This is a genomic window from Lolliginicoccus lacisalsi (genome assembly GCF_014841105.1).
Lineage (GTDB): Bacteria > Actinomycetota > Actinomycetes > Mycobacteriales > Mycobacteriaceae > Lolliginicoccus > Lolliginicoccus lacisalsi.
The window spans coordinates 131,019-157,852 of the sequence record NZ_JACYWE010000001.1 but is presented as its reverse complement, the minus strand read 5'-3'; the positions used below and the strand labels follow the sequence as shown (position 1 = coordinate 157,852).

At 68.3% G+C, this 26,834-nt stretch carries 17 protein-coding genes; 12 read left to right on the top strand and 5 right to left on the bottom strand.

Annotated elements, in window-relative coordinates; translation table 11 throughout:
- Window positions 1-7 precede the first annotated feature (7 nt).
- The gene (locus tag HT102_RS00715) at window positions 8-1,585 is read right to left on the bottom strand and encodes a BCCT family transporter (RefSeq protein WP_192037502.1); all 1,578 of its coding nucleotides are present in this window, start codon (window positions 1,583-1,585) and stop codon (window positions 8-10) included.
- A gap of 254 nt (window positions 1,586-1,839) precedes the next feature.
- On the opposite strand from HT102_RS00715, the gene HT102_RS00710 reads away from it, so the two are divergent.
- Both HT102_RS00710 and HT102_RS00705 read left to right on the top strand, forming a co-directional pair.
- Entirely contained in the window at window positions 1,840-3,525 is a 1,686-nt protein-coding gene (locus tag HT102_RS00710; protein ID WP_192037501.1) for an aldehyde dehydrogenase family protein, read from the top strand.
- Between the two features lie 28 nt (window positions 3,526-3,553).
- Window positions 3,554-5,137: a GMC family oxidoreductase gene (locus HT102_RS00705; RefSeq protein WP_192037500.1), complete on the top strand. Its 1,584-nt coding sequence runs from the start codon at window positions 3,554-3,556 to the stop codon at window positions 5,135-5,137.
- Between the two features lie 15 nt (window positions 5,138-5,152).
- Here HT102_RS00705 and HT102_RS00700 read toward each other — a convergent pair whose 3' ends face one another.
- On the bottom strand, window positions 5,153-6,724 hold the full coding sequence (locus HT102_RS00700) for an SLC13 family permease (RefSeq protein ID WP_192037499.1): 1,572 nt from the start codon (window positions 6,722-6,724) through the stop codon (window positions 5,153-5,155).
- Between the two features lie 264 nt (window positions 6,725-6,988).
- On the opposite strand from HT102_RS00700, the gene HT102_RS00695 reads away from it, so the two are divergent.
- The gene (locus HT102_RS00695) at window positions 6,989-7,921 is read left to right on the top strand and encodes a DUF3048 domain-containing protein (RefSeq protein WP_192037498.1); all 933 of its coding nucleotides are present in this window, start codon (window positions 6,989-6,991) and stop codon (window positions 7,919-7,921) included.
- 278 nt (window positions 7,922-8,199) lie between these two features.
- Here the strand turns inward: HT102_RS00695 and HT102_RS00690 are convergent, their stop codons facing one another.
- Window positions 8,200-8,808 (bottom strand): TetR/AcrR family transcriptional regulator, encoded by a 609-nt coding sequence (locus HT102_RS00690; RefSeq protein WP_192037497.1) that lies wholly within the window; start codon window positions 8,806-8,808, stop codon window positions 8,200-8,202.
- A gap of 49 nt (window positions 8,809-8,857) precedes the next feature.
- Here HT102_RS00690 and HT102_RS00685 point away from each other — a divergent pair, with 49 nt between their 5' ends.
- Window positions 8,858-9,490, top strand: coding sequence for an MBL fold metallo-hydrolase (locus HT102_RS00685; RefSeq protein WP_192037496.1), 633 nt, complete (start codon window positions 8,858-8,860; stop codon window positions 9,488-9,490).
- A 4-nt stretch (window positions 9,491-9,494) separates the two neighbouring features.
- Here HT102_RS00685 and HT102_RS00680 read toward each other — a convergent pair whose 3' ends face one another.
- Window positions 9,495-11,669 carry a RecQ family ATP-dependent DNA helicase gene (locus HT102_RS00680; RefSeq protein ID WP_408611282.1) on the bottom strand — a complete coding sequence of 725 codons (2,175 nt, stop codon included), beginning with the start codon at window positions 11,667-11,669 and terminating at the stop codon, window positions 9,495-9,497.
- A gap of 292 nt (window positions 11,670-11,961) precedes the next feature.
- Here HT102_RS00680 and HT102_RS00675 point away from each other — a divergent pair, with 292 nt between their 5' ends.
- From HT102_RS00675 to HT102_RS00655, 5 genes are all read left to right on the top strand, one after another.
- Window positions 11,962-13,185, top strand: coding sequence for an ATP-grasp domain-containing protein (locus HT102_RS00675; RefSeq protein ID WP_192037494.1), 1,224 nt, complete (start codon window positions 11,962-11,964; stop codon window positions 13,183-13,185).
- Between the two features lie 27 nt (window positions 13,186-13,212).
- Window positions 13,213-15,192 carry a hypothetical protein gene (locus HT102_RS00670; RefSeq protein ID WP_225443041.1) on the top strand — a complete coding sequence of 660 codons (1,980 nt, stop codon included), beginning with the start codon at window positions 13,213-13,215 and terminating at the stop codon, window positions 15,190-15,192.
- An 850-nt stretch (window positions 15,193-16,042) separates the two neighbouring features.
- Window positions 16,043-17,815, top strand: coding sequence for an N-acyl-D-amino-acid deacylase family protein (locus tag HT102_RS00665; RefSeq protein ID WP_192037493.1), 1,773 nt, complete (start codon window positions 16,043-16,045; stop codon window positions 17,813-17,815).
- Entirely contained in the window at window positions 17,812-18,432 is a 621-nt protein-coding gene (locus HT102_RS00660; RefSeq protein ID WP_192037492.1) for a TetR/AcrR family transcriptional regulator, read from the top strand. Before HT102_RS00665 ends, HT102_RS00660 begins: the two co-directional genes overlap by 4 nt.
- 95 nt (window positions 18,433-18,527) lie before the next feature.
- Entirely contained in the window at window positions 18,528-19,337 is an 810-nt protein-coding gene (locus tag HT102_RS00655; RefSeq protein WP_192037491.1) for an alpha/beta fold hydrolase, read from the top strand.
- A 423-nt stretch (window positions 19,338-19,760) separates the two neighbouring features.
- Here HT102_RS00655 and HT102_RS00650 read toward each other — a convergent pair whose 3' ends face one another.
- Window positions 19,761-23,240 (bottom strand): bifunctional proline dehydrogenase/L-glutamate gamma-semialdehyde dehydrogenase, encoded by a 3,480-nt coding sequence (locus HT102_RS00650; protein ID WP_192037490.1) that lies wholly within the window; start codon window positions 23,238-23,240, stop codon window positions 19,761-19,763.
- Between the two features lie 149 nt (window positions 23,241-23,389).
- On the opposite strand from HT102_RS00650, the gene HT102_RS00645 reads away from it, so the two are divergent.
- From HT102_RS00645 to HT102_RS00635, 3 genes are all read left to right on the top strand, one after another.
- Window positions 23,390-24,289 carry a LysR substrate-binding domain-containing protein gene (locus HT102_RS00645; protein WP_192037489.1) on the top strand — a complete coding sequence of 300 codons (900 nt, stop codon included), beginning with the start codon at window positions 23,390-23,392 and terminating at the stop codon, window positions 24,287-24,289.
- 90 nt (window positions 24,290-24,379) lie between these two features.
- Window positions 24,380-25,882 (top strand): sodium/proline symporter PutP, encoded by a 1,503-nt coding sequence (putP, locus tag HT102_RS00640; protein ID WP_192037488.1) that lies wholly within the window; start codon window positions 24,380-24,382, stop codon window positions 25,880-25,882.
- A gap of 183 nt (window positions 25,883-26,065) precedes the next feature.
- Window positions 26,066-26,698 carry an LGFP repeat-containing protein gene (locus HT102_RS00635; protein WP_192037487.1) on the top strand — a complete coding sequence of 211 codons (633 nt, stop codon included), beginning with the start codon at window positions 26,066-26,068 and terminating at the stop codon, window positions 26,696-26,698.
- Window positions 26,699-26,834: the final 136 nt, after the last annotated feature.

Genomic DNA, 26,834 nt, shown 5'->3' with positions numbered 1-26,834 from the left:
GCGCCGACTAGTTCAGGTCGGCGTGCTTTCTCTCGCGCACTGGTTTGCCCGTGGGCACGTGGTCCTCGTTGAGCGCCTTGACGAGGCTGTAGATCATTACGAAGCCGATGAGGAAGAACGGCAGCCCGATCACCGTGATCACTTGTTGCAAGGCGTCGAGCCCGTTCGTCCCGGCTGCCGCGGCGAGCAGGGTGGCTCCGACCACGCCTTCGAGCGCCGCCCAGAAGACGCGCTGGCGAACCGGCCCGGCCTCGGATTCTCCGGTGCACAGCATGTCCACGACCAGGGATGCCGAGTCCGAGGACGTGGTGAAGAAGATGACCACGATCAGCACCGAGATCGACGCGATGAAAGTGGTGAGCGGGAAGTTCTCCAGGAAAGCGAACAGGGCGCCAGGGATGTCGTTCTCCTCGACGACCTCCTGCACGAGCGTGCCTTCCTGGTTGCGCTCGATATCGAACGAGGAGAGGCCGAAGATCGAGAACCAGACGATGGAGAACGCCGTCGGCAGGGCCAGCACGCCACCAACGAACTCACGGATGGTGCGGCCCTTGGAGATGCGGGCGATGAAGATGCCCACGAACGGCGCCCAGGTGATCGTCCATGCCCAGTAGAACACCGTCCAGTTGCCCTGCCAGCCCGGGTTGACGTCGGACGCGTCGGTCCAGAACGCGAGCGGCACCAGCCATTCCAGATAGGTGCCGGTCGTCTCGATGATGCCCTTGGCGAGATACAGCGTGGATCCGGTGATGAAGATGAAGATGAGCAGGCCCACCGCCATGGTGATGTTGATGTTGGACAGCCGCTTGATGCCCTTGTCGAGGCCCATCATCACTGAGCCGATAGCGATCAGGGTGATGACCGCGATGAGGATGACCTGCGTCGGCTTGCCCATGGGGATGCCGAACAGGCTGTTGAGGCCCGCGTTGATCTGCAGGGTGCCCAGGCCGATCGAGGTAGCAACGCCGAACAGCGTGCCGATGACCGCCAGGATGTCGATGGCCTTGCCGGGCCACTGGTGGATGCGCTCGCCCAGGAGGGGGTAGAAGATCGACGACACGCGCATGGGCAGGCCGCGCTTGTACACGAAGTAGGGGAAGGCGAGCGCGGGCAGGCAGAAGATCGTCCAGGTGTGCAGGCCGAAGTGATAGAGCGTGAAGCCCATCGCTTCCTCCATGGCGGCCAGCGACTCGGGCTCCACGTCCCTGCGCGGGGGATTGGCGAAGTGGCTGATCGGCTCGGCGACGCCCCAGAACATCAGGATCGTGCCAATGCCCGCGGCGAACAGCATCGCGAACCAGGTGGCGGTGCCGAACTCGGGCTTCTCGTCGGCACCACCGAGCCGCACGTGCCCGAACCGGCTCAGCGCGATCCAGATGAGGAAGATAAGGAACGAGGTGACGCCGAGGATGTAGAACCAGCCCAATGACGTCAGCAGCCAGTCCCGGGCCGCGGTGAATATCGAATCAATGAGATCCGTGAACGCGATCGCGGCAATGACAAACCCCAGGACCAGCCCTCCGGAGACGAAGAAGATCGTGGGATCGGTCTGCAAGCCGAGTCGATCATGCATTTTCCTGAGCATGGCGGCACTTCCTCACCGAAGTAGCGTGGTCAGATCGCTCTGTCTCTCTAGGCTCCCGGGTCCATACGGCTCAAGATCAATCATGGCACTCTGTGACGCGGAACACAGCCCTTTGCTCGTGAAAAACTGTCCATCATGACGCGCTGGCCCAGCTCCCAAGTCCGCCCTGACCGCGGCTGACCGGAGTACGGTAGCGGCAATACGATTCAGCGATATCCGGCTGTGCCACAGGCCGGGGCGAGACGAGGTTGACGATGGCCATTCCCTCACACCTGGATGCCCTGCTCGAGGAGCTAGAGGCAGGGGAGAAGCTCTGGTCGGCGACACCACTGCGCAGGCGCCGCGAGCTGCTCGAGCAGGTCCACGCGAGCGTTGCCACCGCCGCGAACGAATGGGTGGCCGCCGCGGCCCGCATCAAGGGCCTGCCCGCCAAATCGCCACTCCTCGGCGAGGAGTGGATGTCCGGGCCCTACCCGGTGCTCATCGCCACCACCGCCCTCGCGGAGTCCCTGCACGCGCTCGAGCAAGGACGCAGCCCGCTCGATGCCAAGCACATCCACGAGGCCCGCGGCGGGCGCATAGCGGTGGACGTCCTGCCCTACGAGCTCGCCAACGCATTGTTGCTCAATGGCTTCCACGCCGAGGTGTGGCTACGCCCCGGGATCGACCAGGAAACCGCGATCCGCACCGCCGGGCTCGCCCAGCTCGCCCCCACCGAGACGGCCGGCATCGGCTTGGTCCTCGGCGCGGGAAACATCACCTCCATCGCGCCACTCGATGTGCTCTACGAGCTGTTCGCCCACAACCGCATGGTGATCCTTAAGCTCAACCCGATCACCGACCCCATGCTCCCGGTGCTCGAGAAGGCCCTGCGGCCCCTCATCGATCTCGGCGTGGTCCGCATCGTGCTCGGCGGCGCCGAGGTGGGCGGGTACCTCGCCCACCACGAGAAGGTCAGCCACGTGCACATGACGGGCAGCGCCGCCACCCACGACGCCATCGTGTTCGGCACCGGCGAGGAAGGCGCCCGGCGCAAGGCCAGCAACGATCCGGTGCTCGCCAAGCCGATCAGCAGCGAGCTCGGCGGAGTGTCCCCAGTGATCGTCGTGCCGGGCGAGTGGAGCGACGCCGACCTGCGCTACCAGGCCGAGCATGTAGTGACGCAGCGGCTCCACAACAACGGCTACAACTGCATCGCCGCGCAGGTGCTCATCGTCCCCGCCGACTGGGACCAGAAGGACGCATTCCTCGCCGAGGTACGCTCCGTCCTCGTTGACGCTCCCTCGCGCGATGCCTATTACCCAGGCAGTGGCGATCGCATCGCCTCCGCCCTCGACACGCTCGGCGGAGCCATCCGCATCGGCGACCGCGTGCTCGCCACGGGCCTCGAGGCGGACTCGCCCGCCCTCACCACCGAGTACTTCGCGCCCGTCCTCGCCGTCACCGAGCTGCCCGGCAACGCCGCCGAGTACGTGGATGCGGCCGTCGAATTCGCCAACGAGCACCTCGTCGGCACCCTCGGCGCGAACGTCATCATCCACCCGCACACCCGTCGGGAGCTCGGCGAGCGATTCGACCAAGCCGTCGAGGACCTGCGCTACGGCACCGTGGCGATCAACGCCTGGACCGGAGTCGGCTACCTCACCTCCCGAGCAACCTGGGGCGCCTTCCCCGGGCATACGCTCAACGATGTGCAGTCCGGCATCGGAGTCGTGCACAACGCGCTGCTGCTCGCCGAGACCGAGCGCACCGTCGTCACCGGGCCGTTCCGGCCCGTGCCGCGCTCCGTGCTGCGCGGCGAGCTCGCCATCAGCCCCAAGCCGCCGTGGTTCGTCACCAACCGCACCGCCGCCACTACGGGCCGCCGACTCACCGCGTTCGCCGCCAACCGATCCTGGGCGAAACTGCCCGGGATCTTCGCCTCCGCCCTGCGCGGATAGCCCCGACAGCGCCTACAGGAGCCCCAGCATGAGCACGCGCATCACCGCCGATTACGTCATCGTTGGCGCTGGATCAGCCGGAGCGGCCCTCGCCGCGCGGCTCAGCGAGAAGCCCGGCACCACGGTCGCGCTGCTCGAGGCCGGGCCACCCGACGACAACCAGTTCATCCACATCCCCGCCGCGTTCTCCAAGCTCTTCCGCACCGAGTACGACTGGGACTACAGCACCACCGCCCAGCCCGCCCTCGCCGGGCGCAAGATCTACTGGCCACGCGGCAAGACCCTCGGCGGTAGCTCGTCGATGAACGCCATGATGTGGGTGCGCGGCTACGCTGCCGACTACGACCAGTGGGCCAGCACCGCCGGTCCGGACTGGTCGTTCCAGAAGCTGCTGCCGTACTTCCAGCGCATCGAGCACGTCGAGGGCGCCACCCCTCCCGGGGACGGCGCCAACGGGCCGCTGCACATCTCCCGGCAGCGCAGCCCGCGCCCCATGACCAGTGACTACCTCCAAGCCGTATCCAGCCTCGGCCATCGCCTCGAGCGCGCCAACCAGTACCAGCCCGACGGCTTCACCCAGACCATGGTCACCCAGAAGCGCGGCGCCCGGCATAGCACCGCCGACGCCTACCTGCGGCCCGCCACCAAGCGCCGCAACCTCACGGTCATCACTGGTGCCCATGCCACCCGCATCCGCTTCACCGGCTCCCGCGCCACCGGCATCGACTACCTGCACGGCGGCCAGCAATGCCAGATCGACGCCGGCCGCGAGGTCATCCTCAGCGGCGGAGCCATCAATACCCCCCAGCTGCTCATGCTCTCCGGCATCGGTGACGCCGACCAGCTCACCCACCACGGCATCTCCGTGCAGCACCACAGCCCCGAGGTGGGCCGCAACCTGCAGGACCATCTCATTGCCATCCTCTCCTACGAAGCCGACGGCAACACTCTCGCCGACGCCGAGACCCCGCGGCAGCTCATCTCCTACCTCGCCGCGCGCCGCGGAATGCTCACCTCCAACGTCGCCGAGGCCTACGGCTTCATCCGCAGCAGCGACACCCTCGAGCTGCCCGACCTCGAGCTGCTCTTCGGTCCCGCGCCGTTCCTCCGTGAGGGCCTGTTCGAGCACGACGGCCACTGCGCCTCCCTCGGCACCGTGCTGCTGACCCCCCGCAGCCGAGGCGACATCACGCTCGCCTCCCCGGACCCGCTCGCCAAGCCCCTGATCGATCCCCGGTACCTGAGCGATGAGGAAGGCCGCGACCGCGCCGCGATCATGGCAGGCATCCGGGCGTGCGCCGCCATCGCTGGCACCGCTCCGCTCGCCCAGCACCTCGGCAACTACCTCCAGCCGCTCGTCGCGCCGGGCACCCCCCTCGACGAGGTCCTCGACATGTGCCTCGAGCACTACGCGCACACCCTGTACCACCCCGTCGGAACCTGCCGCATGGGCCGCGACGACCACAGCGTCGTCGACCCTGAGCTGCGGGTCCGAGGCGTCGACGGCCTCCGTGTTGCCGACGCCTCGATCATGCCGACCATCATCCGTGGCCACACGCACGCGCCGAGCGTCGTCATTGGCGAGAAGGCCGCCGACCTCATCGCTGGGTAGGCGCGGCCGGGAGCGCTAGCCGAACTCGATGCCGAGCGCCCAGCCACCCAGGGCGTACACAAGCCCGGTGATGAGCACGACGCCGATGATGTTGAGCCAGATCCCGGCCCGCATCATCTGCCCGATCGTCACATGCCCCGAGCCGAACACGATGGCGTTCGGCGGCGTCGCCACGGGAAGCATGAACGCGCACGAGGCAGCGAGCACGGCCGGGGCGAGAAGCAGCATCGGATCGAGCCCCAGCCCCAGCGCCACACCGCCGAGCACGGGCAGGAACGTGGCCGCGGTCGCGGTGTTCGAGGTCAGCTCGGTCAGCAGCAGCACGATCGCGCACACCCCTGCGACGAGCAGCACGATCGGGAGCGCGCCGAGCCCGCTCACTTGCGAGCCGATGTACTCATCGAGGCCCGTGCCGGAGACTGCCCCGGCCAGGCTGAGCCCGCCGCCGAAAAGCAGGAGCACGCCCCACGGGATGCCGGTCTGCGCGGTCTTCCAGTCCAACGTGGCAACCCACTCCGATTGGCCGTCCTCGGTCTCGGCCTGGCGATGCTCCGCGGGCAGCAGGAACAGCAGCAGCGCCGCCCCGACCGCGATGGCCGGGTCAGACAGGTTCGCCATGAACGGCAGCACGGACACCAGGATGTCGACCTCGGCGAGCGGCTCGCGGAACACCCACAGCAGGGCGGCGACCACGAACACGACCAGCACGTTCCACTCGCCGCGCGACATCGATCCCAGCCCGGTCAACTGCGACCGGATCATCGAGCGACCGCCCGCGATCTCCGTCAGCCCGCTCCGATAGATCACTTGTGTCAGTAGCACCCAGACGATCACGAGGAAGACCACCGTCAACGGCACGCCCATCTTCATCCAGTCAGCGAAGCTGATCGAGATCCCGTACTCCTCCTCCACGAATGCCACCATGATCGCGTTGGGAGGGCTGCCGATGATCGTCGCCAGGCCGCCCACCGATGCCGCGTACGCGATCGCGAGCATCAGGCCCACGGCGAAGTTGCGCGTATCGCGATCCTCTATCGCTCCCGCCGCGCCGTTCTTCGTGTCATCGCTCACCACCAGCGCGAGCACCGACACCGCGATCGGCAGCATCATCAATGTCGTGGCGGTGTTCGACACCCACATGCTCAGGAACGCGGTCGCCACCATCATTCCCAGCACGATCTGCCGCGGCCGGGTACCCACCACCCGCACCGTATGCAGCGCGATGCGCCGGTGCAGATCCCAGCGCTGCATCGCCAGGGCGATCATGAAACCACCCATGAACAGGAAGATCGTCGGCGATGCGTACGGTGCCGTGGCCTCGCCGATGGGCAGGACATCCAGGAGCGGGAACGCCACGATCGGCACCAGGGCGGTCGCGGGAAGCGGCAAGGACTCCGTCATCCACCACACGGCCATCAGCACCGCCACCGCCGCGACCGTGCGCCCTGCCAGCGACAGGTCCGGATGGTCCGGGATCGCGAAGTACGCGAGGAGCGCGAGCGCTGGGCCGCCGAGCCTGCCTGCCCACAATCGACGGGGCGAGGGCGTGACTTGGGTGACGGAAGGCGTGGACTGCGTGCTCGTCATGCCACCATCGTGAAACGGCGGCGCGGTTGAGGTGGCCGGAATCGCGAACAAAGGGGGCGGCCAGTTGTCCGTGGCTGCTGGGACCTGGTTGCTTCCTTGGTCGCTTCCTTGGTCGCAAACGCGATAGAAACGGGCCCAGAACCCGTGGAGTTTCTATCGCGTTTGGCGATCCGAGGTGCTTTAGCTTGCTGCGCACCGACATCCACCCGCCGACACCCGCCTTGATCGACGGTTCATCGGCCCTGGACCTGGTAGGAATGTCGCATGCTCCGGGTTGCGCGTGGGGCCGCTGCGGCGGTCGGTCTGTTGGGTGTGCTGGCGATGGCCTCGTGCGGGCAGGGCCCGATCGATGCGCCAGCCCCTAGCTCGTCGGCGCCGCCGCCGACCACGGTGGCTCCCGCCCCGCCTGCCCCGGTCGTGGTGGTCAAGATCGACAATGTCGCGGCGGCCCGGCCGCAGTCCGGCGTGCAGGATGCATCGCTGGTCATCGTGGAGCCCGTGGAAGGTGGACTGACCCGCCTGATGGCGGTGCTCGAGGCGCCGTTCCCGGAGGTGCTGGGGCCGGTGCGCAGCGCGCGCATCACGGACCTCGACTTGCTGCGGCAGTTCGGGGAACCGACGTTCGCGTACTCGGGCGCGGCCCGGGAAGTGCTCGAGCGCTTCAACGAAGCGCCGTTGATCAATGCCACCGAGTCCAGCGCGGCGGGAGCGTTCTTCCGCGACCCGGGCCGCGCGGCCCCGCACAACCTGTACGTGCGCGCGGGTGATCTACCGCGACCGGCGGTTGGGCCCGCGCGGCCGCTCGTGGAAACCGGCGATCTGCCGGGTGGCGGTGAGCCTGCCGCTGCCGAGGATGTGGTGTACGAGCGCGCGGCCTACCAGCTCAACTGGAGCGATAGTGGCGAGGCGTGGTCGATCACGCTCGACGGGCAGCCCTTCTCGACGCTCGACGGTGGGGAGATCGCGGTCGAGAACATCGCCATCGCGCGGGTGCCGGTCCGCGATGGCCTGCTCGGCTCGCCGGAGGCGGGCACGACGGGATCGGGCGAGGCGACGATCCTGCGCGATGGGCAGCGGTTCGACGGGCGGTGGATGCGGCCTTCCGCGACCGATCCCTTCCGCTTTGCCAGCGCCACGGGCCAGGATCTCCCGCTCGCGGAGGGCACGACTTGGATCTTCCTCGTCCCGGACGCCTAGCGGCGGCGCCCGGAGGCCTAGCGGCACCGCCGAATACGTGATGCCCATCACATAGCCGGGTGGGTGGAACCGTGCGACATGGCCGCAGCGTCGTACTCAGCGTGTCCTTGATCAACGCTGACGACCCGCTCCCGCCCAGCCGCGCCCACCGCTTCTGCGCTACCCGGCGCGGACCGCGATCGGCACAACTCCTGCACGGCAAAGGATCCCGCGCCACGATGCGGGCGCACCCATTCGGAGCATGCACGAGCCCCCCGCGCCAATAATGGGCAATCCGATCAGTGGTGCGTCGCGCTGTGCTCCACGAGTGCCGGGTAATCGACGGCCGCGCCGCGCAGCAGCGTCTCGACGACCGCCGAGGCGTCGTCCTCGGTCAGATGGCGGGCCTGGAAGACGGCGCGGTAGTGGACGATCGAGGCCAGCATGTCGAGGAGGCCGTCCCGGTCGGCGTCCGGGCGGATATCACCGCGCGCGATCGCTCGGTCGAGGGTCTGCGCGACTGCCCGCCGGGGCGGCTCGACGATTGCCTCGATGTAGCGGTCGCGCAGGAGGGGGTCGGCGGAACAGTCAGCAAACACCGAGCTCAGCACGTCGGGGCGGATCGTGCGGTACGCGGCGAGAAAGACTTCGATGCCTTCGCTGAGGTCGCACAGGGTGCAGCCGGTGTCCGGCGGCGGAGGAGTGGCGAGGCGGTCCGCGATCGCGGCGAGGGCGAGCGGCGCGCGCCCTGGCCACCGCCGGTAGATCGCTGGCCGCGAGGTTCCCGCGCGGTGGGCGACCTCTTCAAGGGAGAGCTCGAGGTACCCGCGCTCGGCCAATAGCTCGAGGGTTGCCGAGAGGATCGCGGCATCGAGATTGCGGTCGCGCGGGCGTCCTGGGGTGGTCATGCCCCTATTGTAGCGTTACACTACGTAACGTAATGGAATGGAGGCCGAGATGAAGCAAATCGAGCCGGACCTGTGGGAGACCGGCACCGAGCAACCCGCCCCGGGGCTGACCACGCATGCCTACCTGTGGACATCGCCGGTGGGAAACATCTTGTTCTACAACACGACCCACGGCCACGAGGTCGACCACATGGCCCGGCTCGGAGGAGTGACGCGCCACTACCTCAGCCATCAGGACGAGATCGCGCCGTCGCTGCGAACCATCCGGGATCGGTTCGGATCCACTCTCCACCTGCACGCCTCGGAGGCCCACCTCGCCGGAGTGACGGTGGACGATCCGTTCACCGCTGCCCACATCGTCGGCAGCGTGCTCGAAGTCATCCCGGCGCCCGGGCACACCCCGGGCAGCACGTGCTACCTCGCCCACGGTGCCAGCGGCACATACCTGTTCACCGGCGACACCGTGTACCTCCGGAATGGATCCTGGGCGCCTGGCTACATACCGGGCATCAGTGACCGTGCGGCGCTGGACGAGACTCTCACCGAGCTTGCCCGCCTCGAGCCCGACATCGTCATCTCGAGCGCGTTCGTCGGCGACAGCGGAGTGATGACGCTCGATCGTCCGTGGCGGGAGCATGTCGAGCAAGCACGCCGCGGATTGTCCCAGCCGCCGAGCTCCTAGCCCACTAGCTGGTGGCCGCGATGACCATGGGCAGCACGGCGGAGGCGCCGGCGGCCCGTAGCGCGCGCGCCGCGAGGGCGAGCGTCCATCCCGTATCGGCGACCGCATCAACGAGCAGGACCGGGCCATCGAGATCAGGCACCGCGGATGCGTCCCACGCGTCATGCAGAGCGGCCACCCGGAACGCCGAGTTCTGCGCCACGGGCAAGGACGCGCCGGGCCGCAGCGGAAGGGCCCCCAGATCCCGGAGCCGACCGATGCTCGCCAGGCGGGATGCTAGCGAGGCCGCGAGCCGCGGATGGCTGCCCGCGCCGAGCGCCATGACCGCGGTGGGGCGTTGCTGCCACTCCCAGGCCTTGAGCACCTCGATAGCAGCGGACACCAGCGCCTCGGGGGCGTCGCCGTCCCCCGCATCGAGAACCGCGCGCAAGCGCGGGCCCCACCCCAGATCAGTGAGCCGACCTATCGCCCGGCCAGGCTCGGGACCATCCTTGATTCGTCCCGAGAGGCCGACCCCGATCGTGGACATCCCGGTGGGCCATTGCCGGCGTGGGGCGAGGACCACCCCGGGCCTCTCCAGGGTCTCGCGCGTTGCTTGGCGCATCGAATCGTCGACCGTCGCGGCGAACCGGCCGCCGGCGCAATTGTCGCACCGGCCGCAGCCTGCGGGCGAAGGCCCCAGATCCGGATCGTCGAGCTGCCGCCGCAGGAAGACCATGCGGCACTGGGAGGTGGTGAGGTAATCGAGCATGGCCTGCTGCTCCCGCTGGCGCGCCTCCGCGAGCCGGCCATATCGCTCCGTGTCATATAGCCATTGCTGGCCCGTGCCGACCCAGCCGCCCTTCACCCGCCGGGCCGCGCCATCGACATCGAGCACCTTCAGCACCATCTCGAGGCGCGACCTCGACAGGTCTACCCGCGGCTCCAGCGCAGCCGTGGACTGGGGACGCTCGCCATCGAGAGCGGCCAGGACACCGCGCACCGTGTCCTCCGGCGGGAACGATACCGACGCGAAGTATTCCCAGATCCGCCTGTCCTCGGCCCCCGGCAGCAGCAGCACCTCCGCCCGCTGCGCCGCACGGCCCGCGCGACCCACCTGCTGGTAGTAGGAGATGGGGGAGGAGGGCGAGCCGACATGCACCACGAACCCGAGATCGGGCTTGTCGAAACCCATCCCCAGCGCGGACGTCGCCACCAGCGCTTTAACCCGGTTTGCCAGCAAGTCAGCTTCGAGGGCCTCGCGCTCAGCCGGATCGGTACGGCCGGTATAGGCCGCCACCTCGTGCCCGTGCTCGCCCAGCACCGTCGCGAGATCCTCCGCGGCGGACACGGTCAACGAATAGATGATCCCGCTGCCTGGCAGGTCACCGAGGTGCTGCGCGAGCCACGCGGCCCGGTCGGCGCTCGCCCCCACGTCGATCACCGACAAGTGCAGCGATTCGCGATCCAGGCTGCCCCGCAGCACGAGCGCACCGTCCTGGTCGCTGCCCATATCGGCTCCAGCGCCGTTGTCGGCGCTGCCTGCCACACCGAGCTGCGCGGCGATATCAGCGACCACGCGATCATTGGCGGTCGCGGTGGTCGCCAGCACCGGGACATCCCCCCGCAGGCCAGCGACAAGCGTGCGGATGCGGCGATAATCGGGCCGGAAATCATGGCCCCAGTCCGACACGCAGTGCGCCTCGTCGACGACCACCATCCCCGCGTCATCGGCCAGGTGCGGGAGGACCTGATCGCGAAAATCCGGGTTGTTCAGCCGCTCGGGGCTGACGAGGAGGACATCGATCTCGCCGGCAGCGATGCTGGCATGGATCGCCGACCACTCCGTCATGTTCCCGGAGTTGATGGTCGCCGCCCGCGCCCCCGCGCGCGCCGCCGCCTCCACCTGGTTGCGCATGAGGGCGAGCAGGGGAGAGACGATCACCGAAGGACCGAGCCCCTGCGCGCGCAGCAGCTTCGCGGCCAGGAAGTACACCGCTGACTTGCCCCACCCCGTGCGCTGCACCACCAGTACCCTGCGCCGCTGCACCACCAGCGCCTCGATGGCGGTCCACTGGTCGTCGCGCAGCCTGGCGGAGGGGCCAGCAAGGTCGGCGAGAAGCCGCTCGGCATGCTCGCGGAGCTCAACGTGCGCAACGGTCGGAGCGGGGGTGCTGCTGGGGGCGGGCATGGCCACCATGGTGCCGGTGCGGCGGCGGGGAAGCCAGCGGGAGCCTGGGGGCGTGGCGCGAGTGGAGCTTTTTCCCGGCCCGGGCGGGAGGATATTCCACTGGGCGCCGCGCCGCGAAGCCTTCCGTGCCGGGGTGTCGGGTATTGGTGGCGCAGTTCACAGATCAGTGGCAAGGTGGGTTCCGCGGGAGGCATGTTTCGTCCCGTCTGGTCCGTGGCGCGGGCGGGATAGGCCTTGCGAGCGGTGGCCCTGGAGCCACGGCTGGATCCAACATGCGAGCCACGGAGCTAGGAGAAATTTCATGGAGAAGGACCCGAACAAGGGTTATGTAGCGATCCTGGGGTGGACGCTGAACGCGATCGACGCCCTGGATCGATTTGATCGTCGCTACGTTGTGGTTGCCCCGGAGTGGGCCGAGGACTATGCGAGGCAGAACGACATCCCGTTCGTGCCCTGGAACTTCGAGCGCTTGAACGACCGCTCGATGGAGATCGCGCAGACGCTCAAGGACATGGGCGTCGATGTGGCGATCCCGCTGTTCGAGGAGACCGTCGAGTGGGCGGGCGCGATCAATGCCGTCCTGCAGCACAACCCGCGGCTGCACGGGCAGGCGATGCTCTTCCGCGACAAGGCCCTGATGAAGCGTCGCGCGCAGCTCGGCGGCATCCGGGTGGGCATCTTCGAAGAGGCGCATGACCGCGACGATGTGGTGCGCTTCCTCAAGCGTGTCAACCAGACTCTGCTCAAGCTCGACGGCGATCCGAACGACCCCATCCACCTCAAGGCATTCGACAAGGCGGGCTGCCTCGGGCACCGCGTTGTCCGCACCGTCGAGGACGTCGCCGGGATCAGCGACGACGAGTTCCCCGCGCTGCTCGAGAGCCACCTCGATGGCTGGGAGTTCGCTGTCGAGGCATGGGTGCAGGACCGCAAGATCCGCTTCCTCAACATCTCCGAGTACGTCAAGCTGGGCTACTCTGTCTTCGTTCCCGCGAGCCCGGAGCTCGAGCAGTGGCGGCCCCGCATCACCGAGGAGATCGAGAAGCTCATCGAGACCTTCGACATCGATTTCGGTTTCATCCACCCCGAGTACTTCGTCACCAGCGACGGCAAGATGTACTTCGGCGAGGTCGCCTACCGGCCGCCCGGCTTCAAGGTCTTCGAGCTGCTCGAGCGCAGCTACGGCTTCAACGCCTACCAGGCGCTCGTGCTGATGTTCGACCCCAAGACCACCGAGGAAGAGATCGAGGCGTTCTTCCCGGAGCCCGTGGTGGATGCCAAGGGCCATGCCGGGTGCTTCGGTGTCTACCCGCGTCGTCGCGTGGTCAGTGACCTGGAGATCCCCGAGGAGACCGAGAACCACGAGTACTTTGATTTCCATGAGCTCGTGGCACCACGGGAGAACAAGGTCACCAAGCGATCGGCATTCGGCACGCACTGGGGCCTGGTGTACTTCTTCGGAGATGACCCCGCGGAGATGCGCGAGCTGCTCACCAAGCAGGAGGAACTCGATTTCTATGTGTGATAGCCACGGCCGGTGGGAGTGCCGGTGGTGAGCGCCGCGACCGCGACCGATCCTGCCCTCCCGGGCCTCTGCAGCAAGCTCGACGATGCGGCAGCGCGCCTGGAGCGGGCAGGACGGTTCGGCAAGGAATCGGGGCAATCCGCCGTGCTCGATGTGTCCAAGCGCCTGCTCACGCGGGCCGGCGGCATCGAGGCACTGTATGAGCGGGCCACCCGCCTCGACCGGGCCGGCGTGTTTGCCGGTACCGACTGGGACAATCCCAGCACGCTCCTGCCCGGGCTGGTTAATTCCACCTTCCAGGAGGGCAGCACGCGGGCGGTGACGCTCGAGTGCCTCAGCGAGCTGCGGCTGCTCGCCGTCGCCACGGGAGGAGCGCAGCATCCTGACCTGCCGCCTGACCAGGCGCGGCATTTCCTCACCCAGGTGCTCGCGATGAATCTCGAGCGGCTGTTCGGCGACATGACCGAGGCCGCGCGCGTGAGGGCACGGCCCCTCGACGGTGCAGTCACCGAGATGTTCCAGTTCCTCGTCGCCCACATCGGGTTCGATGACATCCTCACCAGCCTCATCGACGAGATCTGGCGCATCCTCGCGCAGCGACCCGTCCAGGTCGCCCACGTCAAGTCGATGATCACGCAGATCGCCATCACCCTCGCCAGCAGCAGCAGCGGCGTCGGCGAGGCAAGGCTGGGCGCTGATCGGCTCATCAGCGCCCTCTTCGGCCCCACCCAGGCGTGCCGCGACGATCCCGGGATCGACCTGTATCGGGAGCGCCTCGAATCCATCGACCAAGCGGGGCTGCAGCAGGAAGCCACCGGCATGGCGCGCGCCATGCTCGACACCGGGCTCGTTTCCGACTACCACGTCACGCTCGTGCGGTGGTTGCTCGACAACGGCTACGGCACGCTCCTGTCGTCCGCGCTCGGCCTGAGCATCACGGGCCAGGACGTGCTGCAGTGCTACACCGACCTCGTGCACGCGCTCATCCGCGAAGCGATCCACCCGGCGACCGCGCAAGCCCTTTACGGGCTTGTCAACTTGCTCGAGCGCGGCATCCTCTACTCGCCACCCATCGCGCCCGGGCTATGGCGGCAGATCGCGCTGCAACCCTGCGAGCGCGCCGCGGCAGCCATCACCGCCACGTTCGGCAGCGCCCACCCGCCCCGGGTGTTCCTCCTCGCCGGCACCATCCTCGTGCTCGGCCAGCCCCTCGGCATCGGGCAGGGCAACAACCCCACCTGCCAGTCAGCGCGGGCGCTCTCCATGTGGTCCTACAGCGAGCCTGCCTACCTGCTCAACGTGCTGTACCAGGCCACCAGGCTCGACTCCGTGCTCATGCACTTCGAGGGAACGCCCATCCGGTCCGACGAGCTGCCCCGCGGCCTGGCCACCGCCGCGATCCTCGACACCGACCCGGTGTCCACCGTGCTCGTGCCGCACCTCGACCGCATCTACAACGAGATGGGCCGCATGTGCAACGAGCGCGGCGAGGACCCGCACCGGTGGATCAACCCGGAGTTCCACGGCTGGTGGGTCGGCCGCGAGTTCCGCATCGCCGTCGATATCGAGACCGGCAAGCTCCACGGGTTCGACGACTACATCCGCGCGTTCTACGGCTCGTGCCACCCGCTCTACAACGGCAACCAGCCGCTCATCCACCCCCAGCCCGCGGGCCTCGCCGTCACCGACTCAACGGCCTCGTTCGTCGGCTGGCACGCCATCACCATCATCCGTGTCGCCCTCGACCAGGACGGGGAGATGCGCGTGTACTTCTACAATCCCAACAACGACAGCGGCCAGAACTGGGGAAACGGTGTCGTGGTCTCCACCAGTGGCCACGGCGAGCGATATGGCGAAGCGTCCCTGCCATTCCGCGAGATGATCTCCCGGCTCTACATCTTCCACGATGACCCCGCCGGAACCTTGGGCACGCTTCCCGTGCCCGAGGAGGAGATCGTCGCGGTGCGCGAGATGGCCATTGGCAGCTGGGCCGCCGACCGCGTCTGATAGCAAGCGTCACGAGCAGCGGGGGCACGGCGAGCGTCGTGCCCCCGCTGCTTTTCTCTCCTGGACCACGGCGCGGTCGGCCTCGGGCGCGCGGCGGTCGGGTACTGGCGCTCGGCGGGCGGCGGGCGGCGGGCGGCGGTCGGCGCGCGTCAGTCGGCCTCGGGCGCTCGGCGGTCTGCGCGCGGCGGGCGGCGGGCGGCCTCGGGCGGTCGGCGGTCGGCCTCGGGCGCTCGGCGGGCGGCGGGCGGCAGTGGAAACTTTTTCCGCCTCCAAGGGGAAAAGTTTCCACTACCGGGGCAGGGCCGGGATTGATCCCGCCGAGAGTTGGCGACTAGCCACGGGCACCCCGCAGCGATTGCGTGCGCCGGTCTCTGGGCGTGCGCCTTGAGGATTCCTGCCACCCATGGCCGACATTGGCCACCCTTGCGCGGATCAGCCACGGAAATAGGGGTGGTCGCTCAGTGCCAACCGTGGTCGGAGAGCGCGAAGGGTGGCAGCTCGGCGCAATTGGGTCGCCGGATCAGGGCCACGCACTGGGTCCGCCCCCGAGCTACCAGCGCTACACGATCGGACTCGGACGCCCGGGCGAGGACGACGCAGGACGACTCCGCTAGTGGAAACTTTCCCGGCTCAGAGGGGGAAAAGTCTCCACTGGCGCGCGGCGAACCGCCACCGCGCGGCGAGCCCCCAGCCACCCCGAGCCCCCAGCGACCCGGCGCGCGGTGGCTCGGAAGGCCCGGCGCGCGGTGGCTCGGAAGGCCCGGCCGGATGGCGCTATTGACCCCGTAGGCGAATCCCGATAATGTTGATTACTGAGTAACGGCCATTATCGAGATTGAGGGACAACGTCATGGATGGTTTCGATCTGGTGATCCGGGGCGGATACTTCTTCGACGGAACCGGTGCTCGACCGGCGATCCGCGACATAGGAGTGCGCGAAGGACGAGTGGCGGCGATCAGTGCTGAACCCTTGGTGACCGAGGGAGCGGACGTCGTTGAAGCCGAGGGCCTGTGGGTGATGCCGGGCCTGATCGACGTCCACACGCACTATGACGCCGAGGTGCTGGTTGCCCCCGGACTCTCGGAATCAGTGCGCCACGGCGTCACGACTGTGGTCCTCGGGAACTGCTCCCTCTCCACTGTCTATGCCTCCCCCGACGACTGCGCGGACCTGTTCTCGCGCGTCGAGGCCCTGCCGTGGGACGCTGTCCACTCAGCGGTCAAGGAGAACCAGACCTGGGCCGATCCCCACAGCTACGTGGAGGCACTCGAGTCTCGCCCGTTGGGACCCAACGTCGCGGCGTTCATCGGCCACTCCGACATCCGGGCGGCGGTCATGGGCCTGGACCGGGCCACCGATCCAGGCGAACGCCCGACTCCCGCGGAGTTGGGCCGGATGCGCGCGATGCTGGCCGATGCGCTCGACGCCGGGTTCGTGGGACTGTCGACCATCAGAAGTTCGTTCTCGAAGCTGGAGGGCGTGCGCTACCCTGCGCGCCAACTTCCCTCCACCTACGCGACCTGGCGAGAGTACCGCGCGCTCAACCGCGTGCTCCGCGACCGCGGGCGTGTGCACCAGTGCACGCCCAACGCTGCCCGCAAGGCCGAGGTCGGCAAGTTCTTCGCCCAGAGCGCTGGTCGAGGTAGGGCGCCGTTGAAGACCACGATGCTCACCGCAGCTGATCTCAAGGCAGACCCGAAGCTGATCTGGTTGCTCACCAAGGCGACGGCATTGCTGAACCGGGCTGTCGCCTCGGACTTGCGCTGGCAGCACCTGCCGGTGCCGTTCGAGGTGTACGCCGATGGCATCGACCTGGTCGTCTTCGAGGAGTTCGGCTCCGGTGCGGCGGCTCTCAACGTGCGCGACGTGGTCGAGCGCGGCAAGCTCGTCGACTCCGAGGCGTACCGCCGCCAGTTCCGCAAGGACATCGAGCGCAGGTTCGGTCCGAAGCTGTGGCACCGCGACCTGTTCGACGCAGACATCGTCAGCTGCCCGGATGCCGAGGTGATCGGCAAGTCGTTCGGCCGCGTCGCCCAGGAGCGGGGCATTCATCCCGCTGACGCCTTCATTGATCTAGTGGTCGCCCATGGCGCCGCCTTGCGCTGGCGCACGACGATCGCCAACCACCGTCCCGACGTGCTCGACAAGATCGCGGGCAACCCTCAGATCCAGATGGGTTTCGCCGACTCCGGCGCCCACCTGCGCAACATGGCGTTCTACAACGCCGGCCTCCGGCTGCTGAAGCGGGTCAAAGAGTCTGCCGAGAACGGCCACGAGTTCCTCAGCCTCGAACGCGCCGTGCACCGGCTCACCGGCGAGCTCGGCGACTGGTACGGCCTGGACGCCGGCACCCTCCGCCTGGGGGGCCGCGCAGACATCGCCGTCATCGACCCCGCAGGGCTCTCGGAGGCGTCGGCCGACTACGCCGAAGCCGTCCTAGACGGGCTCGGGGGCGTCTCCCGAATGGTCAACCGCAACGATGGCGCCGTGGCCGCGACCATCGTGGGCGGGCATGTCGCCTACCAGTACGGAACCTTTTCTGACGGGTTCGGCACGACGCGAGGAACCGGGGCTTTCCTGCGGGCCGGACTCGCACAGTCGGCCGACGGAGGGCAATCATGAAGCCAGCCCCGGCCCCCATCAACCGCCGGACGCCCCGCGCCGAGGTCCGCGACCGGCTCCTGCGAGCGGCCTCCACGGTGTTCGCCGAGCGCGGCTTCGCCGGAGCCACCATGCAACAGGTCGCGGCCACCGCCGGGTTCACCACCGGTGCCCTCTACTCCAACTTCGCGAGCAAGGACGACCTGTTCTTCGAGCTATTCGACCGGCAGATAACGGGCCGCATCGCAGCAGTACGGCAAATCCTCGGCCAGGCCGACCTCACCGTCGTCAACGAGGCGACCGCGCTCGAAGCCGGTCAGCGGCTGACCGCTGCGATGCGGCAGAACCGCGAATGGCAGCTGCTGTTCACCGAGTTCTGGCTTCGTGCCGCCCGTGACGACGAGCTCCGCGAGCGATGGGCCCACAAGCGCCGCGACTACCACCAGCAACTGACAGAGTTGGCCGACGAAGCGCTCAGCAGCTGGGGCTCGAATTCAGCCGTCTCCTCGCGCACTCTCATGCTCACCATGCTGGCCCTGAACAACGGCCTCGCCATCGAAGAGCTCGCCGATCCGGGCAGCGTTCCAGGCGACACGATCGGGACCGTCCTGGTCCGCCTGCTGGGTCTCCAGTCGTGACCACCATGAACTCATCGACGCCCAGACGCTGGCGTGTCGGCAGACTGCCCGGTCGCACCAGCGCCGAGCCGGCAACAGGCGGCGCAGGAAAGGTGATGTCTGTCGATGGCATCGACCTGCACGTCCGAGCGGACGGCCCGGTCGACGGGCCCGCGCTCCTGATGCTGCACGGCTTCGGTGCCTCCACGGCGTGGTTCGATCAGGTCGTTGCCCGCCTGCCGGAATACCGGAGCATCCGGCTCGACCTCCTCGGGCACGGTGGTTCTGCACGACCTGCGTCCGGCTACGACCCTGACAGCCAAGGTCGCCTCTATGCTCGCCTGCTCTCCGAGCGCGACCTGAACGACGTCACGGTTGTCGGACACTCGATGGGCAGCCTCTTCGGCGTGGCGACCGCCGAGCACAGCACCCGCATCACTCGGCTCGTACTGATGGGCGAAGGGCCCGACACGAGCACCGGAACGCTGCCACCGGGCGAGTGGGTGATCCACACCCGGTGGATCGGCCCGATGGTGCAGCAATATGGTCCCGCCTTCGCTACCAGACGCGTGGTGCGGCGAGCATTCGCGCCGGGCTTCGACATGGCCACAGCATTTGCCAACCCCAGCCAGGGCCTCCGCGACGCACGCAGCCTGAACCACCCTGCTTTCACCCAATCCATGAGGCAGCGGCAAGCGTGGACCAGACGACTGGGCCTGGACGGACGGCTGGACAATCTCGCATTGCCGACGCTCGTCATCTTCGGCCGGGAGGACCGCTTCTACAACGTCGATGCCTCGCTGGCGCGCTACCGGGCAGTGCGAACGATCACGACCACCGTTCTCGAGCACGTGGGGCACTCACCGATGATCGAGGCGCCCGACCGTGTCGCTGATCTGATCCGCCAGTTCGTCTCTACCGGCTAGAAGCAGCCAGGAGCGCGATCGGTTACCGGGCGTGCGCCGGTCTCCGAGCGTGCGCCTTGAGGATTCCTGCCACCCATGCCCGACGTTGGCCACCCTTGCGCGGATCAGCCACGGAAATAGGGGTGGTCGCTCAGTGCCAACCGTGGTCAGAGAGCGCCAAGGGTGGCAGCTCGGCGCAATTGGGTCGCCGGAGCAAGGCCACGCACTGGGTCCGCCCCCGAGCTACCAGCGCTACCCGATCGGACTCGGACGCCCGGGCGAGCACGAGGCAGGACGACTCCGGTAGTGGAAACTTTTCCGCCTCAGAGGGGGAAAAGTTTCCACTGGCGTGAACCCCCGCCAACCGCGAGCCGCGCGCCAGCGCCCTCACCCGGCGGCCTCGCCTCCCATGCCGACCGCCGGGGTGAGTGCACCAGCCTCCTGCTATCCGACTGCGTCGGCGAGGTGGCTAGGCGTGCCGTAGCGGTGCGCGGTGATGGAGATGGCTTGCTCGCGCAGGAACGGCAGCAGCTCGATGCGCCCGGCGGACACCACGGGGTTGTGGTAGATCGCGATGTCCGGCTTGCCCCCGGTGGCGTCATAGGTGCGGGACGGGGTGCTGCTGATGAGCCGGATCCGCCCGGCCGAGGTGGGGCCGGTGCGCTGGGCGAGGCTGGCGGCGTGACGGGCCCAGGCGTGCTCGTCCTCGTTGTGGACGGGGATGCCGAGGGATCCGAGGATGTCGACCAGCTCGAGGGGGAGCGGCGTGGCGGTGCTGACGGCGACGGGGGCATTGGCGCGCAGGGCAGCGGCGGTGACGCGGGCGAGCTCAGCGATGCCATGCCCGGAGGTGGGCTCCTCGTAGCGGATGGTGACTGCGGTGGGCCTGTAGCGCAGGAGGTTGCGCTCGGCGAGCAGCCCGGTGCGGTCGAGCGCTTGGCCGAACTCGGTGTTCCACGCGTGGGCATCGCTGCCGGCTGCGGCGTGGAGCCACTGGTGGTCAGCCGCGTCGAGGGTTCCTCGGAGGGCGTCGATCAGTTGCGCCACGGGTCGCGCGAGGGGTGCCTCGTGGTGGTGCTCGACGGGCGCATCGGTGAAGTTGCTCAGCCCGATGAGGTAGTTCGGGCCTCCTGCTTTGGTGCCGGGGCCGATGGCGGATTTCTTCCAGCCGCCGAATGGCTGGCGCTGCACGATGGCTCCGGTGATGCCGCGGTTGACGTAGAGGTTCCCGGCGTGGATGTGGTTGGTCCAGTGGGTGATCTCGCCGGGGTCGAGGGAGTGGAGCCCGGTGGTGAGGCCGTAGTCGACGGCGTTGGCGATGCGGATGGCGTCGTCGAGGCTGTTGGCGGTCATGATGCCGAGGATGGGGCCGAAGTACTCGGTGAGGTGGTACTCGGAGCCGGGCTTGACGCCTTCGCGCACGCCAGGGCTCCATAGCTGCCCAGTGTCGTCGAGGGGGGTGGGCTCGAGCAGCCAGGTCTCGCCGGGGCCGAGGGTGGTGAGTCCTTCGCGGAGCTTGCCGGTGGCGGGCTCGATGATGGGGCCCATCTGGGTGCGCAGGTCGGAGGGGTAGCCGACGGTGAGGGAGCGGACGGCGTCGAGGAGCTGGTTGCGGAACCGGGCGGACGTGGCGACGCTGCCGACGAGGATGACCAGCGATGCCGCGGAGCACTTCTGCCCGGCGTGGCCAAACGCGGACTGGGCGACATCGCGGGCGGCGAGGTCGTAGTCGGCCGAGGGCGTGACGATCATGGCGTTCTTGCCGGAGGTCTCGGCGAGCAGCGGCAGGGTGTTGCGGAAGGAGCGGAACAGCGCGGCCGTGTCGTAGGAGCCGGTGAGGATGAGCCGATCCACCGCGGGGTGGGCGATCAGCTCGGAGCCGAGCTGCTGCTCGTCGAGCTGGACGTAGTGCAGCACGTCGCGGGGGACCCCGGCCTCCCACAATGCCTCGACCATGACGGCGGCGCACCGGGCTGCTTGCGGGGCGGGCTTAATGATGACGCTCGACCCGGCGGCGAGCGCGCTGATGGTGGAGCCGGTGGGGATCGCGACGGGGAAGTTCCACGGCGGGGTGACCACGGTCAGGTTGCACGGCTGATGGGTGGCGCCGTCGATGAGCTCGAGCTCGCGTCCCTGCTCGGCGTAGAAGTGGGCGAAGTCGATGGCCTCGGACACCTCGGGGTCCCCCTGGTCGAGGGTCTTGCCGCATTCCGAGCCCATGACCTCGAGCAGGTCGGCGCGTCGGGCGGCGAGGACATCCCCGGCGCGGTGGAGGATCTCGGCGCGCGCCGCCGCGCCGAGGCGCTGCCATTCGGGTGCGGCATGCACGGCGTCGGTGATGAGCCTGTCGAGGTTGGTGGCGTCGGTGATCCAGTTGTTCTCGGCGGTGCGGTTGCCGAGGCTGGAGCTGCGCATGCGCTCGGCGATGGCCCGCCCCCAGGCGCGGTTGCCGGGCAGGTCGGGGTCGGTGTCAGGGGTGTTGGTGAAGTGGTCGCGCGGGGCGGGAGCGGGTGCTTGGCGGCGGTCCTGGTCGCGGTTGGGCGCGGGCACCCCGTGGTGGCGGGCGGACTCGAGGGCGTGGAGGGAGGCGAGGAAGCGGTTCTTCTCCCGCTCGAAGAGCTCCTCGTTGTGGTCGAGCTCGAAGACGGCGGACATGAAGTTCTCCCGCGAGGCGCCTTCCTCGAGGCGGCGGATCAGGTAGGAGATGGCGACGTCGATCTCCTTGGGATGCACGACGGGCGTGTAGAGCAGGAGGGAGCCGACATCGTTGCGCACGGCGGCGGCCTGGCCGGTCGCCATGCCGAGCAGCATCTCGAAATCGACGGCCTCGGTGACGCCGCGGCCCTTGGCGAGCAGCCAGGCCAGGGCGATGTCGAACAGGTTGTGCCCGGCGACGCCGATGCGGATGCTGCGCGTGTGCTCGGGGCGCAGCGCGTAGTCGAGGACGGCCTTGTAGGAGGTGTCGGTGTCCTGCTTCGTGGGCCAGGTGGCGAGCGGCCAATCGTGGAGGTCGGCGTCCATGGTCTCCATGGGCAGGTTGGCGCCCTTGACGACGCGCACCTTGATGCGGGCGCCTCCCCGGTCCACGCGGGCGGTGGACCATTCCTGCAGGCGCATCATCGCGGCGAGCGCGTCGGGCAGGTAGGCCTGCAGCACGATGCCGGCCTCGAGGTCGGTCAGCCCGGGCCGGTCGAGGAGGGTGGTGAACACGGCAATGGTGAGGTCGAGGTCCTTGTATTCCTCCATGTCGAGGTTGAGGAACTTGCCGTCCTCGCGGGCCTGGCGGTAGAGCGGCTCGAGGGTGTCGACGACGTGGGCGACGGTCTCGTCGAATGCCCAGTGGTTGTGCGGGGCGACGGTGGAGGAGACCTTGATGGAGAGGTAGTCGATGTCGTCGCGGGAGAGGAGGCGGTGGAGGCCCTCGAGGCGGCGGGCGGCCTCCTTCTCGCCGAGGATGGCCTCGCCGAGCAGGTTGACGTTGAGGCGGGTGTCGGCCTGCTTGATGCGGGCGAGGGTGGAGCCGAGCTTGGCATCGCGGGCGTCGACGATCAGGTGCCCGACCATGTGGCGCAGCACGCGCCGGGCAATGGGGATGACGAGCTGGGGGGCGATCATGGCGAGGACGGCGCCGAGCCGGACGGCGAGGCGCATGGGCCAGGGCAGGAAGCGGGGCACGCGCGGGGCGATGGCCTTCAGGTTGCGGGCGGCGACGCGCACGTCCTCGGGGCGGATGACGCCGTCGACGAACCCGACGGTGAAATCGAGGCCGTTGGGGTCGTCGAGCACCCCGGCGAGCTTGCGGGCCGCGGGATCGACCGGGTAGCGGGCGCCTTCGACCAGCCAGTAGCGCACGAGCGAGACGGCATCGTCGGCGAGGTCGGCGGGCTCGACTGTGGGTGTGGCGTGGTCCGTGGGGGTGCTCATGGTGGCGGGCTCCTCATGGCCTTGGCTGTCCGGGTGGGCGAGCTGCGATCCGGCGGGGTGTCCCCTGAGTATGGGCCCGTTATCAATGAAGGAAAAGCGATGGTTTCCGAACGATATGCTTCAGGGAAACCGAATGATCGGAGAATGTGATGCTCGACGTGCATCGCCTCGGGCTGCTGCGCGAGCTCAGCATCCGCGGCACCATCGCCGCCGTCGCCGAGGCGCTCAGCTACAGCCCCTCCTCGGTATCGCAGCAACTGTCCATCCTCGAGCGGGAAGCCGGGGTGCCGCTCCTGCGCAAGACCGGTCGATTGCTGCAGCTCACCCCCGCGGCGCACCTGCTCGTGGAGCATGCCGGGCGCATCCTCGAGGCCATCGAGCACGCCGAGTCCGAGCTCGCCACCGCGAGCACCAGCGTGACCGGAACGATCCGTCTCGCGGTGTTCCAGACCGCCCTGCTCGCGCTCATGCCCGACGCGCTGCGCCTGCTCGCCGAGCGCCATCCCGGCTTGCGGGTGGAGATGGTGCAGCACGAGCCGGAGGAGGCGCTGCACGACACCTGGGCGCGCGAGTTCGACCTCGTGATCGCCGAGCAATACCCCGGCCACGCCGCAGCCCACCACCCCGGGCTCGACCGGGAGCCCCTGCTCGATGATGCGATCGAGCTCGCTGTCCCTGTGCCGGCGGCGGGCGTGGCCACTGTCGCCGGCGCTCAGGGCCTGCCGTGGGTGATGGAGCCGCACGGCGCGGCCTCGCGGCACTGGGCGGAGCAAGCCTGCCGCCAATCCGGTTTCGAGCCGGACGTGCGCTACGAGACCGCCGACCTGCAGGCGCACGTGCGGCTCGTAGAGTCCGGCAACGCGGTGGCCTTCCTGCCCGAGCTGGTGTGGGTCCATCGCGCGGCCGAGGTGCGGCTGGTCCCGCTCGCGGGGGCTCCACGGCGCACCATCTTCACCGCCACCCGCATCTCGGCTGGCCACCATCCGGCAGTCGCTGCGGTGCGGGAGGCGCTGCGCGAAACGGCCCGGAGCGTCGAGGCGGCGTGGTAGCTTGACGCTCTCGCGCCCCGGCATCACATCCCGGCCTGCCGCGGCGCGCCAGGCGCTCACTATCAGCCGATCCCAGGATCCGAGGCCCTCATGTCCATGCAGGCTTACCAGCTCACCGCCATCGGCTTGTACTTCGCCGCGATGATCGCGATCGGCATCTACGCCTACCGCCAGACCAGCGATCTCGATGACTACATGCTCGCCGGGCGCAAGCTCAGACCCGGCGTCGCCGCCCTGTCCGCGGGCGCGTCCGATATGTCGGGCTGGCTGCTGCTCGGTGTGCCGGGCGCGATCTATGCATCAGGTCTCGGCGAATCCTGGATCGTCATCGGCCTGGTCATCGGCGCCTACCTGAATTGGCGGTTCGTTGCCCCACGATTGCGGGCCTACACCGCGATCTCGAATAACTCGATCACCGTGCCGAGCTATCTGGAGAACAGGTTCAAGGACACCTCTCGCGTGCTGCGTATCAGCGCGGGCCTCATTATCCTTGGATTCTTCACCTTCTATGTTTCCGCAGGAATGGTCGCTGGGGGTGTCTTCTTCGAATCCACATTCGACACCTCGTACTTGTTTGGGATGCTGCTGGTCGCGGGCATCACGCTCAGCTACACGTTGTTCGGTGGATTCCTCGGGGCCTCGCTCACCGATGTGGCACAGGGCCTGCTGATGCTTGCCGCTCTCATCGCCGTCCCGGTGGCCGCCTTCCTCGCGCTCGGCGGCCTCGACGCGGTGACTACCGGGATCAACGCGGCCGATGCGGCGCAGAACGCGGCGAGCCCGGGCGAGGAGCTGCAACGCATGTCCCTGTTCTTCGGCGGCAGCGTGGTAGCGGTCATCTCCGCCGCGGCGTGGGGGCTCGGCTACTTCGGCCAGCCTCACATCATCGTGCGGTTCATGGCGCTGCGCTCCCCGGATGATGCTCGCGCGGGCCGCCGCATCGGCATCAGCTGGATGGTCGTCTCCTCGCTCGGCGCTATCAGCACTGGCCTGATCGGCATCGCCTACTTCTTCGAGAACCCCGAGACGCTGGCCAATCCCGAGACGGTCTTCCTGCGGCTCTCGCAGATCCTGTTCCACCCGTTCATCGCTGGCCTGGTGCTCGCGGCTGTGCTCGCAGCCATCATGTCGACGCTCTCGTCCCAGCTGATCGTGTGCTCCTCGGCGCTCGTGGAGGACATCTACAAGATCTTCGGCAAGCAGGCGACCCCGCAGAAGTACGTGATGTACGGGCGGGCGGCGGTGCTTGCCGTGGCGATCGTGGCCATATTGATCGCAGTGAACCCCAGCGGGACGATCCTCGAGCTCGTCGGCTTCGCCTGGGCGGGCTTCGGGGCGGCGTTCGGCCCGATCATCCTGCTGTCGCTTTACTGGCGCGGGCTGACCTCGCACGGCGCGCTCGCCGGGATGATCACCGGCGCGGTGACGGTCGGCATCTGGGGATCGGTCGACGCGCTGTCCTCGGCGATGTACGAGATCGTGCCCGGCTTCATCGCGTGCGCGGCCGTTGCCGTGGTCGTCTCGCTCCTTGCCCCGCGACCGCAGGAGCGCATTGGCGTGGAGTTCGCCGAGATGGAGGAAGCGTGCCGGTGACCGGATTGCCTCCACTATTCGCGTGGAATGGTCGCATTGGCTCAATGCCCGCGATGTCCTTTTGACGCGGTGTCAGGATATTGTCGGCAGCCGGATGAGCTTTTAATGGCGTGCTTCATATGATTGTCTGTGTGCGTTCGGCACCGGTGCTACTGGTGCACAACGACCATGAAAGGCACATGCATGAAGCAAACGGCGATTCGCGCGACCGGACTGGCAGCGGCCCTCGCGGCGGCGGTGACGCTCTCCGCCTGCGGCGATGAGGGCAACTCCGTCGGCGACGAGATCCGTGATGGCGCGGGGCAGCTCACCGAGTCCGCCGACGCTGCTGGGAATCAGGCCGGCGATGCGATGTCCGACGCCACCGAGTCCGCCGGCGAAGCGTTGGATTCCGGCATGGACGCAGCCGGTGACGCCACCGATGACGCGATGAGCATGATTGATGGCGACTCAACGACCGCGACCACCGTTGACGGCACCGAGGTGACCCTCGAGGGCGGGATCGCCGAGAAGTACAACGAGCTCGATGGCGAACTGGGCGACCTCGTGTCCGCGCCCGCCCAGGTGGGCGATGGCATGGCGGCCGAGCTCGAGGACGGCACCATCTACTGGAGCGAGAGTGCCGGCACCTACGTCGTGCAGGGCGAGATCCTGCGCGTCTACATCGAGAACGGCGGGCCCACCGGCGAGCTCGGCTTCCCCACCAGTGATGAGCAGTCCATCGACGGCGGCTGGGAGAGCGAGTTCGAGAACGGCACCATCACCTGGACCGACCAGGTCGGCGGCAGCTTCGCCGAGGAGATCACCCTCGAGTGACCCGCCAGAGCCTCGCGAGCGTGCGAAAAGCGACAGCCCCCGAGCGGTTTCGTGTCGCGGATCGCGCGCTCGCGAGCGCGGCAGGGACGAACGAGGCCACGCGCGGAGAACGCTGATGCGAACCCGGCTCAAAGTG